24 protein-coding genes and 1 tRNA gene are annotated in these 21924 nt (G+C 43.9%); 16 read left to right on the top strand and 9 right to left on the bottom strand.

Annotated elements, in window-relative coordinates:
• Positions 1 to 158: 158 nt before the first annotated feature.
• On the top strand, positions 159 to 632 hold the full coding sequence (locus IGQ44_00485; protein HIK36458.1) for an SRPBCC family protein: 474 nt from the start codon (positions 159 to 161) through the stop codon (positions 630 to 632).
• 8 nt (positions 633 to 640) lie between these two features.
• Positions 641 to 1552 carry a DUF3365 domain-containing protein gene (locus IGQ44_00480; protein HIK36457.1) on the top strand — a complete coding sequence of 304 codons (912 nt, stop codon included), beginning with the start codon at positions 641 to 643 and terminating at the stop codon, positions 1550 to 1552.
• On the opposite strand, the gene IGQ44_00475 is transcribed toward IGQ44_00480, so the two are convergent.
• From IGQ44_00475 to IGQ44_00465, 3 genes are all read right to left on the bottom strand, one after another.
• Positions 1553 to 2038 carry a hypothetical protein gene (locus tag IGQ44_00475; GenBank protein HIK36456.1) on the bottom strand — a complete coding sequence of 162 codons (486 nt, stop codon included), beginning with the start codon at positions 2036 to 2038 and terminating at the stop codon, positions 1553 to 1555. It abuts the gene before it with no gap.
• 106 nt (positions 2039 to 2144) lie between these two features.
• Positions 2145 to 4433: a GAF domain-containing protein gene (locus IGQ44_00470; protein HIK36455.1), complete on the bottom strand. Its 2289-nt coding sequence runs from the start codon at positions 4431 to 4433 to the stop codon at positions 2145 to 2147.
• Between the two features lie 134 nt (positions 4434 to 4567).
• Complete coding sequence (locus tag IGQ44_00465; GenBank protein HIK36454.1) at positions 4568 to 5650, bottom strand: metallophosphoesterase; 1083 nt, start codon at positions 5648 to 5650, stop codon at positions 4568 to 4570.
• Between the two features lie 65 nt (positions 5651 to 5715).
• On the opposite strand from IGQ44_00465, the gene trmB reads away from it, so the two are divergent.
• Positions 5716 to 6405 carry a tRNA (guanosine(46)-N7)-methyltransferase TrmB gene (trmB, locus tag IGQ44_00460; GenBank protein ID HIK36453.1) on the top strand — a complete coding sequence of 230 codons (690 nt, stop codon included), beginning with the start codon at positions 5716 to 5718 and terminating at the stop codon, positions 6403 to 6405.
• An 82-nt stretch (positions 6406 to 6487) separates the two neighbouring features.
• On the top strand, positions 6488 to 6796 hold the full coding sequence (locus IGQ44_00455; protein ID HIK36452.1) for a hypothetical protein: 309 nt from the start codon (positions 6488 to 6490) through the stop codon (positions 6794 to 6796).
• A gap of 18 nt (positions 6797 to 6814) precedes the next feature.
• On the opposite strand, the gene IGQ44_00450 is transcribed toward IGQ44_00455, so the two are convergent.
• Positions 6815 to 7504 (bottom strand): M15 family metallopeptidase, encoded by a 690-nt coding sequence (locus IGQ44_00450; GenBank protein HIK36451.1) that lies wholly within the window; start codon positions 7502 to 7504, stop codon positions 6815 to 6817.
• 105 nt (positions 7505 to 7609) lie between these two features.
• Between IGQ44_00450 and IGQ44_00445 the strand changes: the two genes are divergently transcribed.
• The 4 genes from IGQ44_00445 to IGQ44_00430 all read left to right on the top strand — a co-directional run bounded on the left by IGQ44_00445 (position 7610) and on the right by IGQ44_00430 (position 8715).
• A complete protein-coding gene (locus IGQ44_00445) occupies positions 7610 to 8017 on the top strand; it encodes a hypothetical protein (GenBank protein ID HIK36450.1) in 408 nt (135 codons plus the stop codon).
• Positions 8018 to 8134: 117 nt separating this feature from the next.
• Positions 8135 to 8206 (top strand) — tRNA-Asn (locus IGQ44_00440).
• A 13-nt stretch (positions 8207 to 8219) separates the two neighbouring features.
• The gene (locus tag IGQ44_00435; protein HIK36449.1) at positions 8220 to 8372 is read left to right on the top strand and encodes a hypothetical protein; all 153 of its coding nucleotides are present in this window, start codon (positions 8220 to 8222) and stop codon (positions 8370 to 8372) included.
• A 124-nt stretch (positions 8373 to 8496) separates the two neighbouring features.
• The gene (locus tag IGQ44_00430; protein ID HIK36448.1) at positions 8497 to 8715 is read left to right on the top strand and encodes an NAD(P)H-quinone oxidoreductase subunit O; all 219 of its coding nucleotides are present in this window, start codon (positions 8497 to 8499) and stop codon (positions 8713 to 8715) included.
• A gap of 544 nt (positions 8716 to 9259) precedes the next feature.
• On the opposite strand, the gene IGQ44_00425 is transcribed toward IGQ44_00430, so the two are convergent.
• From IGQ44_00425 to IGQ44_00415, 3 genes are all read right to left on the bottom strand, one after another.
• Positions 9260 to 9514 (bottom strand): hypothetical protein, encoded by a 255-nt coding sequence (locus IGQ44_00425; GenBank protein ID HIK36447.1) that lies wholly within the window; start codon positions 9512 to 9514, stop codon positions 9260 to 9262.
• A 2348-nt stretch (positions 9515 to 11862) separates the two neighbouring features.
• On the bottom strand, positions 11863 to 13518 hold the full coding sequence (locus IGQ44_00420) for a DUF3352 domain-containing protein (GenBank protein ID HIK36446.1): 1656 nt from the start codon (positions 13516 to 13518) through the stop codon (positions 11863 to 11865).
• 73 nt (positions 13519 to 13591) lie between these two features.
• On the bottom strand, positions 13592 to 14017 hold the full coding sequence (locus tag IGQ44_00415; protein ID HIK36445.1) for a YraN family protein: 426 nt from the start codon (positions 14015 to 14017) through the stop codon (positions 13592 to 13594).
• Positions 14018 to 15194: 1177 nt separating this feature from the next.
• Here IGQ44_00415 and IGQ44_00410 point away from each other — a divergent pair.
• From IGQ44_00410 to IGQ44_00400, 3 genes are all read left to right on the top strand, one after another.
• Positions 15195 to 15368 carry a hypothetical protein gene (locus IGQ44_00410; GenBank protein HIK36444.1) on the top strand — a complete coding sequence of 58 codons (174 nt, stop codon included), beginning with the start codon at positions 15195 to 15197 and terminating at the stop codon, positions 15366 to 15368.
• Between the two features lie 282 nt (positions 15369 to 15650).
• On the top strand, positions 15651 to 16817 hold the full coding sequence (gene sat, locus IGQ44_00405) for a sulfate adenylyltransferase (GenBank protein HIK36443.1): 1167 nt from the start codon (positions 15651 to 15653) through the stop codon (positions 16815 to 16817).
• Between the two features lie 63 nt (positions 16818 to 16880).
• A complete protein-coding gene (locus tag IGQ44_00400; GenBank protein HIK36442.1) occupies positions 16881 to 17462 on the top strand; it encodes a DUF1997 domain-containing protein in 582 nt (193 codons plus the stop codon).
• A 775-nt stretch (positions 17463 to 18237) separates the two neighbouring features.
• Here the strand turns inward: IGQ44_00400 and IGQ44_00395 are convergent.
• Positions 18238 to 18513: a hypothetical protein gene (locus tag IGQ44_00395; GenBank protein ID HIK36441.1), complete on the bottom strand. Its 276-nt coding sequence runs from the start codon at positions 18511 to 18513 to the stop codon at positions 18238 to 18240.
• A 336-nt stretch (positions 18514 to 18849) separates the two neighbouring features.
• Between IGQ44_00395 and secE the strand changes: the two genes are divergently transcribed.
• The 5 genes from secE to IGQ44_00370 all read left to right on the top strand — a co-directional run bounded on the left by secE (position 18850) and on the right by IGQ44_00370 (position 21751).
• On the top strand, positions 18850 to 19113 hold the full coding sequence (secE, locus tag IGQ44_00390; protein HIK36440.1) for a preprotein translocase subunit SecE: 264 nt from the start codon (positions 18850 to 18852) through the stop codon (positions 19111 to 19113).
• Entirely contained in the window at positions 19113 to 19730 is a 618-nt protein-coding gene (gene nusG, locus IGQ44_00385) for a transcription termination/antitermination protein NusG (GenBank protein HIK36439.1), read from the top strand. Before secE ends, nusG begins: the two co-directional genes overlap by 1 nt.
• A gap of 31 nt (positions 19731 to 19761) precedes the next feature.
• On the top strand, positions 19762 to 20187 hold the full coding sequence (gene rplK / locus IGQ44_00380) for a 50S ribosomal protein L11 (GenBank protein ID HIK36438.1): 426 nt from the start codon (positions 19762 to 19764) through the stop codon (positions 20185 to 20187).
• A gap of 91 nt (positions 20188 to 20278) precedes the next feature.
• A complete protein-coding gene (gene rplA, locus IGQ44_00375) occupies positions 20279 to 20989 on the top strand; it encodes a 50S ribosomal protein L1 (protein HIK36437.1) in 711 nt (236 codons plus the stop codon).
• Positions 20990 to 21070: 81 nt separating this feature from the next.
• Positions 21071 to 21751, top strand: coding sequence for an N-acetylmannosamine-6-phosphate 2-epimerase (locus IGQ44_00370; protein HIK36436.1), 681 nt, complete (start codon positions 21071 to 21073; stop codon positions 21749 to 21751).
• A 14-nt stretch (positions 21752 to 21765) separates the two neighbouring features.
• Here IGQ44_00370 and IGQ44_00365 read toward each other — a convergent pair.
• Positions 21766 to 21924: DUF4351 domain-containing protein (locus IGQ44_00365; protein ID HIK36435.1), on the bottom strand; the 159-nt coding region annotated here is incomplete at its 5' end.

Genomic DNA, 21924 nt, shown 5'->3' with positions numbered 1-21924 from the left:
GCCTATATACCATAGTGTCCCTAACCCCTATCCCCTTTAGGTCATTTCACCCCTGCTCATCACTGAGACTATAATTATAGTCAATGACAGTTAGTTGCCATAGGGGGATAGGTTTCTAAGAGTTTATACTTGCTTTCTTTTCTCCAGAGGTAGGTGCCATGATTTTGAGTTTTTCCTTTAAAATACTAGCACGAGGTGGCAAACTCTTCTGTGACTTTTCCCTCTATAAAACCTACAGGGTGGCCTCCGATGTGCCAGCCGACAGAGTCTGGGGTAAGTTGATTAACTTGGCAGACATGTCTTGGCATCCCCTCTTTTCTCAGACTAATCTACCCCAGGGATTAATCCCCAAACCAGGACTGATTTTCTCTATGGTCACCCGTTGGATACCCATTCCCATCAGAGCCTTTGTGGAAAATGTACGTCCGCGAAAATTCTTAAGTATCCGCCTGTTGTCTATCCCGGGTATCGAACAGAGAATTACCTATCACATCGAGTCTACCCTCCGTGGCAGCTACATCGTCTACTCTATCACCCTTAGAGGATGGTTGTCACCCCTCGTATGGTGGCTGATAAAACCCCATTCCGCCAAGGTGGCCGATGAGTTGGTAAATGCCGCTAGGTGTAACTAGGAGGAATTATGTTGCTCAAGTGGTATAAAAATCTGAAACTGGAACAGAAATTAACTGCTATCCTGGCGATACTATTTGTGGGGGGCAGTATTGTCTGTGGCGTGGCTCTCTCTTCCTTTTTAAATAGTAACGCCCAAAGGGAAATTGTCACCAAGGGGATTATCCTCATGAATACCATGAATTCTGTGCGCGACTACACCGGCACCGAGGTAAATCCCCTGCTAAAAGATAGACTAAAAGAAGAGTTTTTGCCCCAAACTGTGCCTGCCTATTCCGCTACAGAGGTGTTCCGGCGTTTTCGCCAACACGAGGGTTATGAGAATTTTTACTACAAAGAAGCTACTATAAACCCTACCAACCCCAGAGACAAGGCAGATGCCTTTGAGGCTAATATCATCGAACAGTTTAGACAAAACCCGGACTTGAAAATACAACAGGGATTCCGCCAAGTGGGCAACCAAAGAGTATTTTATATTGCCCGTCCTCTTGCAGTAACAAAGGAAAGCTGTTTGGAATGTCATTCTAGTCCTAAAATCGCACCCGCCAGTCTTATTGCTAAGTATGGGGATAAAGGCGGCTTTGGTTGGCGGCTGAATGAGATTGTGGGCAGTCAGGTTATTCATGTGCCCGCCGATGCCGTAATCAACAGTGCCCGTCAGTCTTTTCTTGTCACTATGTCCGTAGTAATGGCTGTTTATGCCTTAGTCATCCTCTTGGTTAACTTTTGGTTAAGAAACACCATAGTCAAACCAATAAAAAATATTACAATAGTAGCGGAGGAAGTGAGCAGGGGGGATTTAAGTGCAGAATTTCAAAAACTGTCCCGGGACGAAATTGGTCAACTGGCCGATTCTTTTAACAGAATGAAAACTAGCTTCCAGTTAGCTCTTTCTAGACTAGAAAAGATGAGAAAGAAATAATTACAAAGATGAGAAATAACTTTTAAATTCCAGACGCTGGCTCTCATTGGGGATCTGCAAGGCCAGCTTTTCGATTAGTTCCTTTTTGCTAATGCCCGGATTTTCTTCTATCATTTCCTCTATTATAAACTTGCTAATTGGCCCAATATATTTGGCTAATTCTCGTTGACAATTGTCCATGAAATTGGCATCTATTGGTTGAGGCAATGGGGGGGAACTCCTTTCGGTTTTCGTGTCAACTTTTTCCCTCCAAACAGTATAAAAGCCGTAACGAGTCTCCACCACCACACATAGTATACCCTCTTCCATCTCCTGTCTACAAACTTCTACGGCCTTATCCCTATACACCCTGGCAAAAGACACCGTTGGAACTAACAATTTCCCCTCCATGGTCAACTCATTTTTTTTAGCATTTAGCAACCCCTTCCCCAATAGCATTTCCTCCTTATACACCCACAGTTCCATAGCCAAGTCCGTTCCTACCATTTAACCCATTTTAGCCAATTAGAGGGTCTTATGATTTCGATTTTAACTGTATTTAGTGCCATCCCAAATTAGCAGTGTAATCCTTATTTTGTGTGGCTAAATCACATCACCAGTTGCTCTCTTCTATCATGCAATAATTGTTTAGTAATGAGTTAATTTTCCTCAACACCACTCTTGGCAACAGGGGCAAGAACAAGTACTCATCCACTCCCCAATTCTCTCCTTTTTTTTCTTGTTTTTCTTCTTGTTTTTCCCTCTCCAGCCACTCCTCTTCCGTCATATCCTCCCTAATCACCATAAGATAAAGATTCTTGCCCCCCTGGGATTTAATCTCCCGGACAACAGTGGGAGAAATCTCTTTCTTTTGTTGTACAATCACTATACGAGGCCTTAATAGGCTGAGACGGGAAATTGCTTCCCTCACATCCACTAGCCAAATCACCTGATATTCCGCCGCCGTCAACAACTCGCACAAAAAAGTACCAATTTCCTCATCCTCACAGACGATGGCAATAATTCTATTCCCCTGCCACTGATTGTTTGTCGGTTTCCCCGATTTATTTCTATTTCTAATACTGCTTTCTGGTGGACAGTCTGGTAAAATCACAGTGAAAGTTGAGCCTTTCCCTACTACAGATTCTACCTCAATGGTCCCTCCATGTAATTCTACTAAATGTTTAGTTAATGCCAGGCCCAAACCTGTGCCTTGATAGCTACGAATTCGATAATTTTCTAGTTGTTGAAACCCGGTAAATAAAAGGGGAATTTTCTTCTCGTCAATACCTATTCCTGTGTCTTCCACCTGGAATATCACTTCATTTTTACCACGCATTGCCCTGATTGTAACCTCTCCCCCACTCGGAGTAAACTTTATGCCGTTATCCACCAGATTAAACAGTATTTGGTATAACCTATCCTCGTCTCCATAAAACCTCTTCCCCTCCTCCATTTGGCATTCTATTTTTAGCCTAACCCCCTGATTTTTGGCTATTTCTAGACAAGCATTATATACGTTTCTTAGGATACTTTCTATGGAAATTTCTTCTATACAGAGCAGAGATTTTCCAGCCTCTAAGTCGGCAAAATCTAGCATGTTGTTAATCAACTCCATTAGTCTTCTGCCACTTTCTTGGATTATTTCCAGGTATCTAATCTGCTTCTCTGGTGATAAAGTATTCCCTCCACTCTCCTTTTGAAACCAGTGTAATAAAGTGCCGGAAAGGCCAATAATACAGGTTAAAGGAGTCCTCAACTCGTGACTCAAACTCCCCAAAAATTCTGTTTTCGAACGATGAGCAATTTGAGCAGCAACCAGAGCATCTTGGAGTTGTTTAGCCTTCTTTTCCACCTGTTTTTCTAGAAATTTTTTTTGTTCCCTCAAACTCTGGTAGGACTCATATTGATATATAGAAATGCCTAAATACTCCGCTATACTGTTCAGGAATCTTATGTCACTTTCTCGCCATTTTCTAGTGGAGAAACACTGGTGTGCAATTAATAATCCCCATAATCTATTTCTCACAATAATTGGCACCACAAGTTTTGATTTTACCCCCATGGATTCCATCATGTTTTTGAGACAAGGATCCAGGGGGTAATTGTCAATGTCATCTATAGCTAAAATATCGCCGCGGCAGTATTTTTTGTAACAACTGGTATCCAAACGAAAACAGGTTTCTTCACTGAAGTTTAACACTGAGGATATAGTTTCTGATGCCTTGGCTTCATAGGTGACTTTATCGATAAACCTAATACCCCCCTTCTCATCCCTAACCGGCACATTTATTTGATAAATTAGCAGCCTATCCAACCCCAGCAGTGATTGTATCTGCTCTATAGTCATTTTCACTACTATAGGGGTATCTAAATTGTTCTGTATCTGTTTTGTAACCTGTCTGATTATTTTTTCCTGGGCTATCTTGTTGCGGAGTATGACTTCTAGGGTTTGAGGGAGGGATTGCTCTGTAGATTGAGCCCAGGGTTCTGCTAGAATTTGAAGAAGAGAAATCAGGAAGTGTGTCTTGGTATTTCCATCGTTTTTCCGGCGGGAAATTTTCTCATTTATTCTTTCAAAAGTTTCAGAGTTGAGCCCCTGAGTTTTCAAAAACTCTAAAATTTCCTCCGGTTCAAAACTAATAGTTATCTGATAGTAGAGTTCGTTTATTCTTTTTTCTACCCCCAAAAAGCACTGTATTTCCTCAGATACAAATAACTGAAATCCTAATATTTCTGCCCCAGTATTTTGAACCTCTTTACCTCTAATTGAAGTTTCCCTGTTGAGGTATATTCCCTCCAGAGAATTGTCTTTTACCAATTCCCTCCACAGCTGAGATATTCTCGCAAATATCGGTTGGGAAACTACAATGCTAATAAGGGATTGGTTAGAGGTAAACATTAACAAACAACTCGTAGTATATAAATTAAACTAGTCCATTTCCTAAATACCATGATGTCTCTTTTTTTCCGCCGTGTGCCAAAGTATAACCTTTTCTAAAGATTAAATAAAAACAAAAATTTTTTCTCCCCTCCTCAGAGAAAAAGAGTAGTATTATTATCCCAGCAAAGAGGTTTCCCCTGGGAGTCAATTGCCCCAAATTGTTTGAAGTAGCGGTTAAGATGGGGAGGTAACTGGGGAAAGTCAAACTGTTTGTCTCCGTCGGCGATATCTGTCCAGAAATTCTTTAGAATAGGGGCATACTCCTTTGCCTCTTCCACAGGCAAATTCAGAGGCGAAGAGGTGAGTATAGTCATAATAAAGGAAAAAGAGCGCTCACTCATCCACTTTTGGGTATAAGAGGCAAAATTCTCCATCCCCGGCAGGTGTGTTATCTTGTAAGAGTTAATCTTTAACCGGTCGTCTGTTAGTTGGAGAATACGATAGGGATGAGGATAGGTTATAAGAGAACCAGTGGTAATATCATATATTCCAGTATCCTCGGCAATGTCTTGGATATGTAAATGTCCGGTAAAAACAAATCTAACCCCATATTTCCGCAAAAGGCATAACAGGAGGGGGGCGTTTTCCAACATGTATCTCTTGCCTAATACATGGGTAGACTGTTGCGGCAGGTGTTCCAGCACATTATGATGGAGCATCACAAACACCAAGTTTCCTCTTAGTTTAGAAAGAGTCTCCTCCAGCCAGACAAACTGACTTTCCAATAAACGGCCTAATTGGTTACCATTGTTGTCAAAATGGGTGGAATTGAGGCCCACAAGATATACCCCCTTCGCCACCTCACAAGTATAATCAAGAGTAGCAGTAGCATTTTCGTAACCAAAGTCCCTATAATATTCCACAAACTCGGAAAAGCCAATCACCGTCTCATTACCTTCCTTGCTGGGCAAATCGTGATTTCCAGGAATGACATATACGGGATATGCTAGTTTCTTTAGTCTCTGGCTTAACCACCTATGATTTACCCTCTCCCCATCCTGAGTCAAATCCCCCGGCAATAGAAGGAAGTCTATATTTAAACTGTTCAAATGCTGTATTACTACCTCCAAGGCTGGTATACTGAATTGGGTTAGGTGAAAGCGTTTATCTCCATTTTCAATAGTTTCCGGCAAAGCTATGTGTAAATCGCTAACAATGGCAAAACGTACATCCATAATTCCATCAACAGTAACTAACATCAACTAGTATAAAGTGAGTGGGAAAATAGGAGGGAGATTAATTGGCTAGAGTAAGAGTGCGTCAACATGTTAACCCTTTAAGTAGTAGGTATCTTCAGCCCGTTTCCCTGCCAGACTGGAGTCAAATATATTCTAATCCATCTCTGCCATTTTATCTCGATTTAGGTTGCGCAAGGGGGCGTTTTTTGTTGCAAATGGCAAGTAAATTTCCCGACAAAAATTTTTTAGGCATAGAAATTAGAGAGTTATTAGTGCGGGAGGCCAATCGTCTTAAATCTTCCCAGAATCTAACCAATCTCTACTATTTGTTTGCCAATATAAACGTTTCTTTGCGGGATATTCTAGCTTCTCTCCCTACTAATAGTATTCAAATGGTGATGATTCAATTTCCTGATCCATGGTTTAAGAAAAAACACCATAAAAGGAGAATAGTTAAGCCAGAGGTGGTAGATATTATAGCAGAATTCTTGAGGGATGATGGTCAGGTATTTCTCCAGTCTGATGTGGAAGAAGTGGCCCAAGAAATGGTGGATTTATTCCTAGCAAATCCTCGTTTTCAGCCTGTGTCGCCCCAAATATGGCTGCCGGAAAACCCTCTTGGTATCATGACAGAAAGAGAAATTGCCAGTTTGAACAAAGGAAGAAAAGTATACCGGACTCTCCTCAGTGTTACTAGTAGGAATTCAGGAGAAAATGAAGGGGATGAAAATATTAAGAAAATCTCAAAATAGGCTCAAACTACAAAACATCCAGCGGGTAGGGTAGAATATAAGTGAAGAAGGAGAAGTGAAAAATAAAATTAGAGATGAAAACATGAGAAACTCGCCCTCAAAACTAATAAGAAAATTATACCGTCAGGAACCAATTTCAGCCTTTATTTTTACTGCGGGGCTGGTGGATGCCACACTGGGAGGGTTTGGGGAACGTTGGACCCTGTTATCATTAGGAATGTTTTTAGTGGTGGTATCCCTCTTCATTAGATGGATACAATTAGGGTGGATAGAAAACCAGAAAACAATAATAAAATCAAACCCACGCCGCCGTCGCTATCTCCCACCCGCCAAAGACACCCCCACCCCCCTACCCCCCCTGAAAAGGAAACGCGAATACAGGACGTGGTAAAAAGCAGCCATAATCCCCTTAGTCGATTCTACCATATATAGCACTCGGTTTGTTTGTCAACCAGGCCCACATTTGATCTCCGTGGGAGAAATGCCACCACTCCCCCGGGTGACGACAAAAACCGGCAACAGTCATAATCTCCCAGAGAATTTGTCGGTTTCGGTGATAGCCCGTGGCAGGAGCCTCAGTGGCATTGGCATAATAGTCGGGATGGGATACGGGTGACAAATCGTCTATTTCTCCTCCCATCGCTACCAACTCCCCTTTCTCATCAACCAGTGTAATATCAACAGCTGCGCCTGTGCTATGGGGTGGTGGTGTTAGGGGGTTGTCGCTAGGGACAGCCCATATCTGATATACTTGTTCATAGAGCGCTCTCCTTGTCCCCTCGTCTAGGGAATCAGGGTTTAGTCCTTTTTCCCGACAAAGAGACTTAAAAACATATTCCACCATGAATTTTTGCACAGATAGCGGACGATAGGCATCGAATACTTTTATTCGCCAGCCGGGTTTGATTTCCTGCAAATGCCTGTTAGCCTGTAAAAGTCTTTCTAACACTCCCTTACGCAAATAGTATGGAGACTTACTGCCATAGTCCGCTCCCAATTTAACATAAGCCGGTGGCACCTCCAACACAAACTCCGTAGCTGGGATAGCCACTAAGGGCTCATAACACTCTCTAATGATAATCTTTTGATATGGTTTCATGTTTCCTCTGTTATCCCGCAAGAAAGATATAATTGGCATTTGAACTTAAAACCCTGGTATGATTGCCCGGGTATTGCCTACTCAGCCAATAGCTGTAATAAACCTATGACATCTCCTAATATTTTTGATAAACTAGAGCAGGATTTGACAACCCAAATTCAACAATTACAGGCCAAACAGCAGGAACTTTTGGAGAAAAAGAAACATATCTCCTCCTTAAGGGAGAAGGTAGATGAATTCCTAGCTAACGCCAGAGAAATCCGGAAAAGTGTCGAATTTGAGCCAGAATTGCTGAAATTCCTGCAAAAAGAGTTAACTAAAATCTTCCAACCCACATTAACTTCCCACGCTTCGCCAAAACTTCCCCTAAACCCTATCCCACCTGGCCATCCCGCCGATTTAGAAACCGACAAGCCTACTAGTGTTAATCTAGAAAAGGAGGCAGAGGTAGAGGAGGAGTCTTTCAAAGTCTTCAGGTTTGTAGACGCCCAAGGGAAAAACACCTCTTTCTAGAGACTATTACCCAGAGGCCATTACAAGTCTATGCCAGTATGCTCCCCCAAAACATCCCCTGCCTCCACCTTGCTTTTTTTTTTGTCCTCTGCTATAATTGGTTAACGTGCGAAACATTCCTCGATAGCTCAGCGGTAGAGCGGTCGGCTGTTAACCGATTGGTCGCAGGTTCGAATCCTGCTCGGGGAGTACGGCTTTCTTTATGATTTTCAAGGCGTCGGGGAGGTTAGAGCCAGTGGGCGAGGTGGGGGGTGCAGTCGGTTTGCACCTGACATCCACGACAAGGGCGGTGAGGGGGCAAAATAGTAAGAAGGTTTCTCAAAGGGCCCATGAGATTTTCCCTCGGGGGTATTGAGACTCTAAACCCACACCCTGTCCGTCACCAACTTGTAAAGGGGCGTGCCGTTTGTTTTATTCCCGCTGGTGGTGCGCCCATGGGGTATGATAGTGGTTGTAGACAGTAGTGAGAATGTTAGGGTATGGCTGCAAAAATAAAAAAAGGAAGTCTGGTAAAGGTAATTAGAGAGAGATATGAGGGGAGTTTGGAAGCTAAGGCTAGTGATCCTCGTTTCCCCTCCTATATATTTGAAAGTAAGGGTGAAGTCCTTGATTTGAATGACGAGTATGCCCTTGTTAAATTTTATACTCCTACCCCCAGCACATGGTTCCGAATTGACCAACTGGAGGTGGTTGACTAGTTTCCCTTCCCCTTTTCACCTTCTTGCCCCCTCTTGTCCCCTGTTCTCCGGCTCTAGATGATATTAGTTCCGAATAAAATTGCCCTTGTCCTCAGCTTACCCACTGCATTCCCCAGGGTTTTTGTTAGTAATTTTTTTTCATTAAGATGGCAGGCGCAAACCCCGACACACCCCCGCAACCCGCCTGTTGTATGGGCAGGTTTTGTCAAGGGGAAAAGAAAAAAATAACATAGGCAATAGAAAGAAATAGGAATTTTCCGTGGGACAATAAAAGGGAAAGGAAGGGAAACAGGCTATTTGTTTGACGAGACAAGACAAATTGAAGAAAAAAAGGGAGTGACTGAAAATACCATCGGAGAATTAAATTAACGGGATTGTACAGGATTGTGGGTGATTTTCGGGGGCTTTTAATGGCTTATACAGAAAATTTGGCATTTTTTTGCTGTTTTGTGGAACTGACTTACGAGTATATTTTTTAGCCTAGGGTGTTGGCGACTACTAGAAGGTTTTGGTAGAAAGTTTTAGTGGGGCGGTTGGATATTGGCTATTGACAGTGAAATACTGATTCAAAAACCCGGCAACTGGCGGATGAAAAAATGAAAATGAAGGGGAAAGACAAGACTGACCTGGTGGCATAGCCAGTGAGTAGGTGGTGGGGGAAAATAATGGTTAATGTCTTTTGGTAGTTAGTAGGCGGGGGGAGGTTTATTGATGCCGGTGGTGACAAGGAAAGTGAGTTATTCCCCGTCAACCCCTGTCTACTGGTAGCCAGGAGGAAGATAACAGTAGAAATCAACATCTAATGTTGGTATCTTTTAGTAACCGGGAAAAGAAATAATATCTAGTTGTCATATTCTGCCTTGGCTAATGTCCAATAACTGATCTAATAACTGATGGCTGGAGGGAGTAAAAATCAAAATCAAAATCTAGTTGTGTAATAATCTTGTATTAAGACTATCCAATATCTACTAGAGGCATAGAATTGAAGGAAACGATAGTAGCTGAAGAGGTTGGCAAAAGTCAGTGTCTGCGGTTGCCTCCAGGAAATAAAAGTTACTGTCTTCTATGTCAGCCTCCACTGGTGAAACATTTCAAGTAGAAGCCCAACAGCTGTCCAAGGGGAGACAATAGATAGTTGGTGTATTCTATGTCTGCCAGTTTCTATTAGTAGCCGGGAAGGAGGAAATAATAGTTGACGTCTCCACCTCAGTCAACAGCCACTATTGGTTGGGGGAAGAAAACAACATTTGGTTTCCTCCTGGTGGGCAAAAACTAGTGTATGCTGGGGCTTTTCTTGGATGATCCCATGTCAGCCTTCCAATCTAATGGTTTCTAGTCTAATGGTTTCTAATAATTGCCCACAAGTAGGGGAGAGAAAATTTTTTTGTCTGCTGGTGATTCAATAGCAGTCTTGTTATAAAACTCCCCTTTACTCACTTCCTGTTATGTTTTATATTTGCCCTCTCACCAGTGTATGTATTTCCATTATTGTTAGATTTTCTTGCCATATATTCCAATAAATTCTCAATAATCTTTCAATATGTATTTTTGTATAACTCAGTGTCCCCAGAATCCAGCAACACCTACGTATTCTTATTATACACCCTATACCCCAACCCCAAATCCTACCCCCAAATCCTACCTTCTATTTATATCCCACTGCCTACACCCTACTCCCTTACCCTAAATCCCATCTCCCTACATCCTACCCCCTAAGTTCCACCCCCACTAACTCTATGTGAAAAAATGATTCTCTTTCTCCCGTTGCCGGTGGCTACCACCTCTTGCCGGTAGAGAATTGTTATGGAAATATACACTTACTCCCAACCGCAGGAGAATTATTATCATTCGTCTGCCAGAGGTTAATTTCCCCATTATCCCTTAGTCACCCCAAGGAGGCAAGAAACTAGCTTATCTCTCTGTTTCAGAATTTAAGATTTTGATTATTATTCACGTGTGACTGGCTACTTTTCCCGAGTCAATAATCCCCAGAAAAGCATTATTATTTCCACCTCCCCACTTTAAATTTCCAAGTGGTTAAATGTGCAGTTAGTTACTTCCCATTGCCGGAGAATTTTTGGGAAGTAATTGTTTTCCACTGGTTACCCTTTTCCCCATGAAGGCATACTGGTTAGTAGTTATCTCGACAACGAAAAATAATGGTTGTTGGCTTTGTTGACTATCTCCTTTGTTATGTCTGGATAATCCCTAAGGGAGGGTAATCGTTGTTGCCATTTAACCGGTTACTATTTTCCACAAAAGAAGATTAGTTATCTTCTCCTGACTACTATTTCCCCTCTTTTTCGCCTTACATCAGTCATTTTCCCTTCCCCCCTAAATGGAATAATGGTTATCACCTCTGCAGTCGCCGACTTTCCATCACTAAATAACCCCTAAAAATGGATTATTGTTTTCTACTGTCTGGTAGTGATTGTCATTAATTGTCGTCGGTAAGCAATCAGTTGTTTTCCATTTCCAGGCAATCCCACAGGGAGATTATTACTTGTGTCTCTGCTAGTGGCCTTCCTCTCCGCCACAACAGACAATTGCTATTTGCAGGCTTTTTTTCCTGCTACCTCCTTTTAGCATATCTGGATAATCCTTGAAGATGAGAGAGAAATTGCTATTGCTATTCAACCGGTTACTACTCCCCAGAGGGAATGATTACTCCTCATCTCCACACTAGTTACTCTTTTCCCAACCACCGTGAATACAAGAGAATAATTATCATTCGTCTACATTGAGTCACCCCCCTAGCCTTCTCCCTCCCCCGTATCCAAACCACTTTCTTCTTCTATCCTTAAGCCTCCTATTCCCTTTCCTTACTTTGCTTGCCATAGTAGCCTGTGGTTTTTTACTATTGTTTTTTTCATATTTTCCCGTAATTATTCTTCAATTGCCCCTTGGATTTAAAATAATAACTGTCATTCCCTATTATGAGATAACCCTTGACAATATAACCTTGCTGAAGGCAGGATGATGATTGCCCTCACCACAGGGGGGTTTTGTTGTTTCTATGTAGACGTAGACTGGCTACTTCCCCTCAGGCAGAGATAGTATAACAATGATTATCATTGGTATAAAATCCCTCCCCCGCCAGGCAAGAAGGAAAAAGATACCACTGCCTACCATCCCCCTTTTTCCCATTCACGGGGAAAAGCGTAAGAAGACACTGCTGTAAAAAATACCGTCTTTTATGCCCTCACTAGTAATAGTGATAGACTGGAGGTTGTCAAAGAGGGGTTTAAATGTTAACTCTATAATCCCAATGAGGGGAAAACGACTAGTTATATAGGGAGATATTCTCTGCCACTGGAGATAAAGATAACCGTTATTCTCCTTCGGCAGCCAGCTTATATTCTCCCGGAAGGCAGTTGAGTCAACAATACTTTCCTTAGGCTGGGGGAAGATTTCCTCAAGGTAGTTGACAGTATTGGTAATAATCTCATAGGCTTCAGTTTCTAGATGTATTCCTTTTACTTGTGTTGTTAGAGAGGCGTTTTTATTACCCGAAGCAGTTGTTACTTTTGTCCAAACAGTGATACTTTTGTCATGAAAGGGTAATTGACTTATATTCCATTGCTGTTTCCTGGCAATCTCGTCTAGGTGGGAGGTTAGCAGAATATCCCCTTTTTCCTTCACCAGCAACCAATCCAAAGATTGAGTTTCCCTGTTTTCTCTAAGGGAGATACTATACTCGCCATTGATGTAGGGGAAAATCTCCTGCCTACAGTTTACCCCTATCCCTGATTCCAACAGATATATAGCTTGTTTCAATATCCCTGCTGATGGGTGTTTACTATCTTGTATGTCTTGCCAAAGTTGTTTTAGGTTTCCACCACTTACAAGGGCTATACTGTCTTCAGGAATATAACTTAGGGTGGCAGGTAGGCTTGTAAAATGTGGGGATTTGTTGACAGAAGGGGATAATCCTGACAAGGCTATGTGGCTAATTATCCCCTTGGCATTAGCTACCAGTGATAGAGTCAAATTCTGATGTATGTTAGCATCAGTCACCTTTGCTTTTTTATTAATCCAGGCAAGGGTAGAAGGAAGATTTCCGTAAACAATTCCTATCTTTTTCGCCGGCAGGGAGGCAATGGATTTTTGATAATCACTGTCTTGTGCTAGACTCAACTCTACTGCTTGCAGATTATTCAAAGCCTCTTTTAAAACAGATAAATGATTGGCAAAAACAACAAAATCAGCAACTACAGCAGCCGCTACCGGCTTGGTGGGGGAATGGGGAGAGGTGGGATACTTATAAACAATCTTCACTCCTAGATAATCCTCTACTGCCAATTCTGTCTCCTCACTTACTGCCTCTTGACTATAGTAATTCTGTAAAAATTCCCTTGCCAACTGCGGGGATTTATTTTTTACAACCAGTAAATAACCTGCCTCAATCCCATTATCCTCATTGTTATCCCAGTCTAGACTGGTAACGGCAAAGGTTACTTCATCTCCCAACCAGGATTTAATCTCTCCCAAAGATTCCACCCCCGTCTGCCTCAGGAAATTGTTGCGTAATTCATTCAGGGCCGACTTTATTTTCTCTTGTCCCTTATTATTTGCTAGAATAGCCAACAAGCTTCCCAACCCCTTTTCCGGATTTCCCAATAAGGACACCACTAGGGGGGATTGTTTTGAGATGAATGCCACTCCCTCCGGATTCTTTTTTACCTCCGCCGGGGAGGAAATGGAGACGGGGAGAAAACCTAAACTCACAATGCCTATTATAACTAGCAAAACAACTGCGACTACGGAAACAATAATTTTGGTGGGGGAGGATACAGACTTCATAGGGTAGTATAAATAAGTGCCAATCAAATTTGATAATATAACATGGCATTGTCCTACAAGAAATATCCCCCTCTTACAAAGCATTGGCAATATAGTCGACGATTTTAAACTCACACCCCTGATAATAAAAAACTCCCGCTTCTTTTTGCCAATTGCTACTGCTAGAAGCCGGTTCATATTCGACTATAACTACATCGAAACGACAGTTTTTCTCCGCAAAGGAGGGATTCTCAAAAAGAAACTTATCCGCAACCAGTCTTAGTTTTTTTTCCTTCTGTTGGTTTACGGCGAGAATACCACTGTTATTCCAATTTTCGCAGTTTTTTCTTGTCTTTCTGGTTTTCACTTCCACAAATACCAGAGTGTTAGAAAACTCCTCCCATCCTATTAAGTCTATTTCCCCCCATATACAATGCCAATTCCTATATAGTATCCTGCAGCCCCTTCCTTCCAACCACTGACTTACTATTTCTTCCCCCAAACGACCAATTTTAATCATATTATGTCCTCCCTCCGCCGAAAAACTCCTCCTATAATATCCTGCAATCCCTTCCTTTCAACCACTGACTTATTATTTCTTCTCCCAAAAGGCCAATTTAGGAGGTAGGATGTAGGGTGTAGGGGGTAGGATGTAGGGGTTAGGTGGGTTATTATTAGGCTATCTAAAAATGGGAGATAACTTGCTGTATAAGAATGATAATAATTTTCTGTAGTTAATTCAGCAATAGGGAGTCGGCAACTGCAGTAATAATAATCCTACAGTCAAAAGAGAGTATTAGGGAATAAATAGGGAGAAATTAATATTCCACCCAGGCGAGACTCTTTAAACTCGCTAAAAGTAACTACTGGTGTGGCTGTTTTTTTGCGGGGTAGCCTGCTAAGGGGAGTGGACAGTCTTTGAGCCTATAAGCAAGTACTATGCTAGGATTGTAGACTTCAATTCAGTCACCAGACACCAATTCTCCTCACGACATGCCTGTTGTCACTTCCTTAAATGCTGATTGATAATGTTGCCTCTTTCGTCTTCCGCTCATGTTATCAAATGCCGCATTTAACGTTTACTTTTACCTAGGCCAATATTCTTCATTTTTGTATATTAAACCATGGGATTATGCTGATATACATTCGCCAATTATAGACATTATTCTAGGAATGATATTATATGTAAAATTCCCCGGCATGATATATCTGTTTTGCCATTTTTTATCTAGAAAAACCAGAACATTTTGCAAAGCAAAGGTTTAAATACCAGGAAATATTATAATAGAAAATATGGGGCAAATTTTTAGAAAAAAAAATTAAAAATAAGGAGTATTAACGAAGAGAAAGTAGGGTATTTAGGGAGTAATTGGGGGCATATTTGAGGGAAAATTGTATTTTTCAGGGGTAGAGCAAAAGAAAAACCCCCCGAGTTACCCCAGGGGGTTAAAAAAGGGTGCAGGAGAAATCGAGGAAATTAGCCACAAATCAGGGACACGGAAGTGGAAACGGCGCTAGCCAAGTCTAGAGGGAAGTTGTGGACGTTGCGAGGGTGCATTGCCTCAATCCCAATGTTGGCGTAGCCGTTGATGACACGGCCATAAATGTCGAGGATGGAGCGGTTGAAGTTGAAGCCATTGAGATTGAGGGCGAACAGCAGGCGGCTACACTAGCAAACTAGACACCCACCACCGGCCATGCCCCCGGGAAGAAGTTTAGAAAATCAGCCTGCCAAAACAACCATGAGCTACCACGATGTTGTAGGTTTCTTTCCCCTGGCCGAATTTCTACCCACAGTTTTGAGATTCGGTTTTAGTGGTTTCGCGAGGGGTTACCAGACTGCCGTAGTAGCAGACATGGGGGCAGAGTAGGCTACCGATAGATAGGAAACTCCCACCGTCCCCCCTAAGGGAGTGCAAGCCAATGGCATTGGCGGTGGGCACCACGTCCACTAGCGGTGCGACGATGAAGGTTATGATCCCTGATTCAGTTTTCTAGGTGCTGTTCTCGGCCCCTTATTGACAAGCCTAATAGCATTATAACTAGATAGCAATATAACTTTCAATTCTTAAGAGAATTTTTTTTGAAGGGCTGTCCATTGCCTGATAGGATAGGGATTGGAAGAGAAGTGGACAAAAGAGGAGAAATTGGGGATGAGTAGGACAGTAGAGACAATTGCGCCTCATGGGGGACATTTAGTAAATAGAGTGGCTACCCCGGCAGAGAGGGACGAATTCATGGCACAGGCTTCACACTTGCCCAGAGTAAGGCTGGATGAGCGAGCCTATTCGGATTTGATTATGATTGCCATTGGGGGATATAGTCCACTTAATGGTTTTATGAATCAGGAGGACTACGAGAGGGTAATAGAAGAGATGCGTTTGAAAAATGGGCTACCTTGGTCGTTGCCTATTACCCTTTCGGTGAGTCAGGAGGTTGCGGACACCCTAAAGGAAGGCAGCTGGGTGCGTTTGGATGACCCCCAGGGGCGATTTGTTGGGGTACTGGAACTGACCCAGAAATACCGTTATAACAAGGCTCATGAGGCCATCAACGTCTACCGTACTGATGATGAGAAGCACCCCGGGGTACAAGTGTTGTACCAACAAGGGGAAGTGAATCTGGCAGGACCTATTTGGTTGTTACACAGGGAACCTCATCCCCTGTTTCCACAATATCAGATAGATCCTGCCCAGTCCAGGAAGATGTTTGTAGAGAGGGGCTGGAAAACAGTAGTAGGTTTTCAAACCCGTAATCCTATTCATCGGGCTCACGAGTACATCATCAAATGTGCTATGGAGATCGTGGATGGGCTTTTCTTGCACCCCTTGGTGGGCGCTACCAAGAGTGATGACATTCCCGCCGACGTGCGCATGCGGTGCTATGAGATCATGATTGAAAAATACTTCCCCAAAAATAGGGTAATTTTGGCCATAAACCCTGCCGCTATGCGTTATGCGGGTCCTAGGGAAGCCATTTTCCATGCCCTTGTCCGCAAGAACTACGGTTGTACACATTTCATAGTAGGAAGAGACCATGCGGGAGTGGGGGATTATTATGGCACCTATGACGCCCAGAAGATATTTGACGAATTTGCCCCAGAAGAAATTGGCATTATTCCCCTGAAGTTTGAACACGCCTTCTGGTGTACTGTAACCCAACAGATGGCTACCTCCAAAACCAGCCCAGCCACCCCCGAACAACGGATTCACCTGTCCGGCACCAAGGTGAGAGAAATGCTGAGGCGTGGCGAATTACCCCCCCCCGAGTTTTCCCGTCCAGAGGTAGCCGCCGAGTTAGCCAGGGCCATGCACCAATAATTCCCCTTCCAGCAAAATGTTAAGTTATATTAAGATAAAGACGGTAAAAAAATTAACATAACTATGCAAATCATTTTTGAGGCAAAGGAAAGTGTCAATATAGAGGTAAAACCACAGGAAATACCAATCTGCCATTATCTACGTCAACCCCAGCGACTGGTAAAGGCCATTGCTGACAAGAAACTAATGAAGCCCCTGGGCGATGATTGTTATCGTATACAAATGCAACCTCTAGGTTTTTTGGACTTGTACTACTTTCAGCCTACAGCAGTACTAAGAGTGTGGGCAACCCCAGAGGGTCATGTTTACCTCAAGTCGGTGTCCTGTGAGCTGAGGGGGTTAGAATATCTCAACCGTCGTTTTTCCCTGCAACTAGAGGGTCAACTAGTGCCCCAAGAGAAGGAGGGGAGAGTATACCTGAGGGGGGAAGCCAACCTAAAAGTGACCGTTGATTTACCGCCCCCCTTGTGGTTGACACCAAAACCACTGTTGTTGAGTACTGGGAATGGGCTTTTAAGGGGGGTACTAGGTAGAATCAAGAACAGACTGATGTCTCAACTGGTACAAGACTACTACGACTTCGTCAAAAGTGAGCAAGAAAAGTGTTTTTCCTCCCCCTCTCTTCTGCCCGCAAACCCTCTCTAATCTCTTGTTTTTTCGTCTCCAGTGTGCTATAATGGGGAAGCGTCAGTGATATTACCGGGGGCGTGGCGGAACGGTAGACGCTACGGACTTAAGGTAATTGAGCCTTATAGGGGAAACCCTATAAGTGTAAGTTCTCAAATTCAGGGGAACCTAAGTCGGGGCAAGCACCCGATATGGCAATCCTGAGCCAAGCCCGTCAGACCGTGGCGGGAAGGTGCAGAGACTCGACGGGAACTACCCTAACAGTTCGGCTGAGGGTAAAGGGAGAGTCCAATCCCCCATGCTGTGGCTGAACAACAGCAGTAACGAAAGTTACAGGGGGATGAAAATCCGTTGACCCTAAACCGGTCGTGTGGGTTCAAATCCCACCGCCCCCAGCTTGAATGACCCCCATGCAAGGGTTTTGGGGGGCGACCCGTACAAACTGAGATAGGGGTTTCTCAGAAGTTTCTCATGGTCTTCAGTCCGAGGAGGGGGAGTGGGTGGTTTTTATTTGGCGAAAATCGTTGTGTGTAGACCCTTTGAAGGGGAATTCTGGGGAAAGAGCGGGTTGAATGGCTGATAATGCCATTTACAGGAGTCCTCTTTTTTTTTTTACTCATCAAATTCATCCAATACCTTATTCTACCTCCCATTGGCGCATTTATTATTTCTCTCACCCCTATAATATCCACTTCTGCCTTCGTGTGGTGGGCGATGATGGCGTTGGCAGCAACATCGTCATGGTGTCTTCCATACTCTCGGTCCCAACTAAACTTGTTTCCAGTTACCTTCCTTATCTACCACTCTTTTCCCATTTAGCCACTGCCTCCCCCATTATACGGTCGTCAACTACTTCAATGGTTTTATTATTCGGGACGCCATCTATTTGAATCAGTGTCGGATTATTCTTAGGGAAACTGGCCAATTGTTGACACTTCTCTTGTAGTCTGGCTAGCCCCTCTAGGGATATTTTTCCGTATATCTGTGCTCTTTTTTCGTTGGAAAGAGGGAATTTGTAATTTTTTGTAGTTAAATATACTGTGGTTGAGTTGTGGTCTATTACTACCATATGTCAATATTTTGTCAGTAAACCAAGAGTTTTTCTAATGAGCTGGTTTTGAAAAGCCCGAAGAAAAAATACAAGGCCTTTGGCTTAACCCCCTAGCAAGCAGGACCTATTAGTGGTTTCTCGAATGATTCTCATCAACCTAAAGGGAGATTTTCTGCTTTACACCCCAGGCCCATTTGCAAGGGCGTGGTGTAGGGGGCAAATTGACGGGACAGCATGGGTGTTGTTATAATGGTTTGAAGGCCATAAGCGAGGCTATAGGCCAACCGAAGGGGAGGGAGGGGATAGGAGCATATAATAAGGATTGGGTGGGCATGGACCCGCCCTCTTGGTAAAATGAACGGGGGAAAGACTGTGACCAACACCAACAAAGAGACAATAAAAGCAAAAAAAGCCGAAGAGGCTGAGGCTAAAAAAAGCCAACAGACTCCCACCGGCTTTTTGGAAGAAACTAAACAGGAACTAGCCAAGGTGGTTTGGCCCTCTCGTCAACAATTGGTAAGTGAGTCGGTAGCCGTACTGCTAATGGTCACTCTCGTGGCTACACTCATCTACATTGTAGATCAATTGTTTGGCTGGATGGCAGGGAAGGTGTTCTGATGAGTCAATTGTCCGACTCTCCCCAAGCGGAAACAACCCAGAGGAAGGCAGATGACAAACCCCGGTGGTATGTGGTACAGGTGGCCTCTGGATGTGAGAAAAAGGTCAAAGCGGACCTGGAACAACGAATCCAGAGTTTCGACTTGGCCGATCGCATCCTGCAAGTCCGCATACCCCAGGCCCCAACGGTGAAGGTGAAAAAGGATGGTAGCCGAGTCCATGGCACGGAAAAAATTTTGCCGGGCTACATCCTGGTGGAAATGATACTGGATGACACAGTATGGCAGATTGTGAAAAGCACCCCTAACGTGATCAACTTTGTGGGTGCAGAACAACGCCGCACCGTGGGGAGAGGCAGAGGTCATGTCAAACCTGTGCCCCTGTCGCCGGCGGAGGTGGCCCGCATTTTTAAAGAGACTGATGCCGCCGAGCCGGTGGTTAAGATCGATTTGCGGGTAGGTGATAAAATACTTGTCATTGCCGGCCCATTCAAGGATTTTGCCGGGGAGGTCATCGAGGTAAGCCCAGAAAGGGGCAAACTTAAAGCCCTCTTGTCCATCTTCGGCCGGGACACCCCGGTGGAATTAGAGTTCAATCAGGTTGAAAAACAAGGTTAGTAAGGGTTTGTATTACGAGGTAGACTGAATAATGGCAAAGAAAGTTGTAGCGGTAATTAAACTGGCACTGCCTGCGGGGAAGGCTAACCCCGCACCCCCCGTTGGCCCTGCTTTGGGTCAACACGGGGTCAACATCATGGCCTTCTGTAAGGAGTACAATGCTAAAACCGCTAACCAGGCGGGCATGATTGTCCCGGTAGAAATCTCCGTCTATGAGGACCGGAGTTTCACCTTCGTCCTCAAGACTCCTCCCGCCTCGGTACTGCTCAAAAAGGCCGCTGGCATAGAAGTGGGCTCCAAAGAACCTAACCGCTCTAAGGTAGGTAAAATTACTAGGGAACAACTACGGGAAATTGCCCAAACCAAGATGCCCGACTTGAATGCCAATGACATCGAGGCGGCCATGAGAATTATCGCCGGGACAGCTCGCAATATGGGCATTACTATTGTCGACTAGAATTGTTGGTTAAACTCGCCCAATAGTTGAGAAATTTTAATAATAGGGGAGAAGTTTTGACTTCGTTAGTTCACCCAAGGAGAGAAAATAAATGGCTAAAAAACACAGTCGCAGGTACCTAGAAGCACTGGCAAAGGTGGAACCAAGACCGTATGAACCCTTGGAGGCGCTCAAACTATTGAAGGAGACCGCCACAGCCAAATTTGACGAGAGCGCCGAGGTTCACATCCGCCTGGGGATAGACCCCAAATACACTGACCAGCAATTGAGAACTACTGTCACTCTGCCCAAAGGGACTGGCCAAAAGGTAAGAGTGGCCGTCATCACCCGCGGGGAAAAGGTGAGAGAAGCAAATGAGGCGGGCGCGGATATAGTAGGCGAAGAGGAGTTGATCGAGCAGATTCAACAGGGGATGATGGACTTTGATGTACTCATAGCTACCCCTGATATGATGCCCAAAATTGCTAAGTTGGGTAGAATACTAGGTCCTAAGGGCTTGATGCCTTCCCCTAAGGGTGGCACAGTCACTAATGACTTGGCCACTGCCATACAGGAATTCAAGGCGGGCAAGTTGGAATTTAGAGCCGATCGCACCGGTATTGTCCATGTCATCTTCGGTAAAGCATCATTCCCCGCTGAAGACTTGCTAGTTAACCTTAAGGCAGTACAAGAGGCAGTAGATCGTAATCGCCCACCAGGGGCTAAAGGGCGCTATTGGCGTAGTATGCATGTATCGGCATCCATGGGCCCCTCCATAGAGGTGAACTACAATAGCCTAAGGGAAATGAAGTCTCTGGACTAATCTGGGAAGGGGATAAAGGGGGGAAAATTATGGGAGAGGGAGTTTACAATCTAAATTTGATAGTCTTCCTCACCCACAACCATGACTATTTTTGACCAGTTAAAGTCCAGTCTTGTAGTTTCCTGTCAGGCTCCAGTTTCTTCCCCCCTCAATGAGCCCTTTATCATCTCGGCTATGGCGAGGGCTTGCATCAACCAGGGGGCTAAGGGGGTTAGAATTGACACTCCCAGTCACATTATGGCAGTGCGTCAGTCGTTGCCTGACACCCCCATTATTGGGTTATGGAAAAAAACTGGCTTGGATTCCCCTATTTATATAACCCCCCGTTGTCAAGAAGCCGAAGCGGTTGCCATGGCCGGGGCCGATATAGTGGCCATAGATGCCACAGACAGGTTACGAACCTGGGGGGAAACACTCAGGGATATTATTACTTTCATTCACAACAAGTTGGGCAAGCTGGTAATGGCTGACATTGACACTATTGAGAATGCCATATCGGCTCAACAGTTGGGTGCTGATTTCATTGGTACTACCCTCTACGGATACACTGAAAAGACTAGGGGATTAATACCCCCCAATTTTGAATTCATAGCCGAATTGGTTAAAACAGTTGACAAGCCTGTGATTTGTGAGGGGGGCATCAAAACTCCTACAGAGGCCAAAAAAGCACTTCAGCTAGGCTGTTTTTGCGTGGTGGTGGGCACAGCAATCACTGGCGTAGATTTGCTGACGCAACAATTTGTCAAGGCAATTAACTCCTAGTTATCTCCCCTTTGCTACATGATGCCCTTTTCCCGCAACCAGTCTTCTACTTGAGACAATTGGCTGAAATCAAACAGGCTTTCCCCCAGACTCTCTAATTGTTCTCTTTCCAGTCGCTGCAACCTGTTTAACAACTGTTGAGGGAGGGTGCCAAACCGTTTTTCTAACAACCG

Origin of the sequence: Geminocystis sp. M7585_C2015_104 (genome assembly GCA_015295805.1) — a bacterium.
GTDB lineage: Bacteria > Cyanobacteriota > Cyanobacteriia > Cyanobacteriales > Cyanobacteriaceae > DVEF01.
Note: the sequence above shows the minus strand (reverse complement) of the source record. Positions and strands in the feature narration are given on the sequence as shown.

Excerpts from the sequence above, each read along its gene's own strand:
- IGQ44_00485 (HIK36458.1), top strand. The coding sequence starts at position 159 with ATGATTTTGAGTTTTTCCTTTAAAATACTAGCACGAGGTGGCAAACTC.
- IGQ44_00480 (HIK36457.1), top strand. The coding sequence starts at position 641 with ATGTTGCTCAAGTGGTATAAAAATCTGAAACTGGAACAGAAATTAACT.
- IGQ44_00475 (HIK36456.1), bottom strand. The coding sequence starts at position 2,038 with ATGGTAGGAACGGACTTGGCTATGGAACTGTGGGTGTATAAGGAGGAA.
- IGQ44_00470 (HIK36455.1), bottom strand. The coding sequence starts at position 4,433 with ATGTTTACCTCTAACCAATCCCTTATTAGCATTGTAGTTTCCCAACCG.
- IGQ44_00465 (HIK36454.1), bottom strand. The coding sequence starts at position 5,650 with ATGGATGTACGTTTTGCCATTGTTAGCGATTTACACATAGCTTTGCCG.
- IGQ44_00455 (HIK36452.1), top strand. The coding sequence starts at position 6,488 with ATGAGAAACTCGCCCTCAAAACTAATAAGAAAATTATACCGTCAGGAA.
- IGQ44_00450 (HIK36451.1), bottom strand. The coding sequence starts at position 7,504 with ATGAAACCATATCAAAAGATTATCATTAGAGAGTGTTATGAGCCCTTA.
- IGQ44_00445 (HIK36450.1), top strand. The coding sequence starts at position 7,610 with ATGACATCTCCTAATATTTTTGATAAACTAGAGCAGGATTTGACAACC.
- IGQ44_00435 (HIK36449.1), top strand. The coding sequence starts at position 8,220 with ATGATTTTCAAGGCGTCGGGGAGGTTAGAGCCAGTGGGCGAGGTGGGG.
- IGQ44_00430 (HIK36448.1), top strand. The coding sequence starts at position 8,497 with ATGGCTGCAAAAATAAAAAAAGGAAGTCTGGTAAAGGTAATTAGAGAG.
- IGQ44_00425 (HIK36447.1), bottom strand. The coding sequence starts at position 9,514 with ATGTTGATTTCTACTGTTATCTTCCTCCTGGCTACCAGTAGACAGGGG.
- IGQ44_00420 (HIK36446.1), bottom strand. The coding sequence starts at position 13,518 with ATGAAGTCTGTATCCTCCCCCACCAAAATTATTGTTTCCGTAGTCGCA.
- IGQ44_00415 (HIK36445.1), bottom strand. The coding sequence starts at position 14,017 with ATGATTAAAATTGGTCGTTTGGGGGAAGAAATAGTAAGTCAGTGGTTG.
- IGQ44_00410 (HIK36444.1), top strand. The coding sequence starts at position 15,195 with ATGCCCCCGGGAAGAAGTTTAGAAAATCAGCCTGCCAAAACAACCATG.
- sat (HIK36443.1), top strand. The coding sequence starts at position 15,651 with ATGAGTAGGACAGTAGAGACAATTGCGCCTCATGGGGGACATTTAGTA.
- IGQ44_00400 (HIK36442.1), top strand. The coding sequence starts at position 16,881 with ATGCAAATCATTTTTGAGGCAAAGGAAAGTGTCAATATAGAGGTAAAA.
- IGQ44_00395 (HIK36441.1), bottom strand. The coding sequence starts at position 18,513 with ATGGTAGTAATAGACCACAACTCAACCACAGTATATTTAACTACAAAA.
- secE (HIK36440.1), top strand. The coding sequence starts at position 18,850 with ATGAACGGGGGAAAGACTGTGACCAACACCAACAAAGAGACAATAAAA.
- nusG (HIK36439.1), top strand. The coding sequence starts at position 19,113 with ATGAGTCAATTGTCCGACTCTCCCCAAGCGGAAACAACCCAGAGGAAG.
- rplK (HIK36438.1), top strand. The coding sequence starts at position 19,762 with ATGGCAAAGAAAGTTGTAGCGGTAATTAAACTGGCACTGCCTGCGGGG.
- rplA (HIK36437.1), top strand. The coding sequence starts at position 20,279 with ATGGCTAAAAAACACAGTCGCAGGTACCTAGAAGCACTGGCAAAGGTG.
- IGQ44_00370 (HIK36436.1), top strand. The coding sequence starts at position 21,071 with ATGACTATTTTTGACCAGTTAAAGTCCAGTCTTGTAGTTTCCTGTCAG.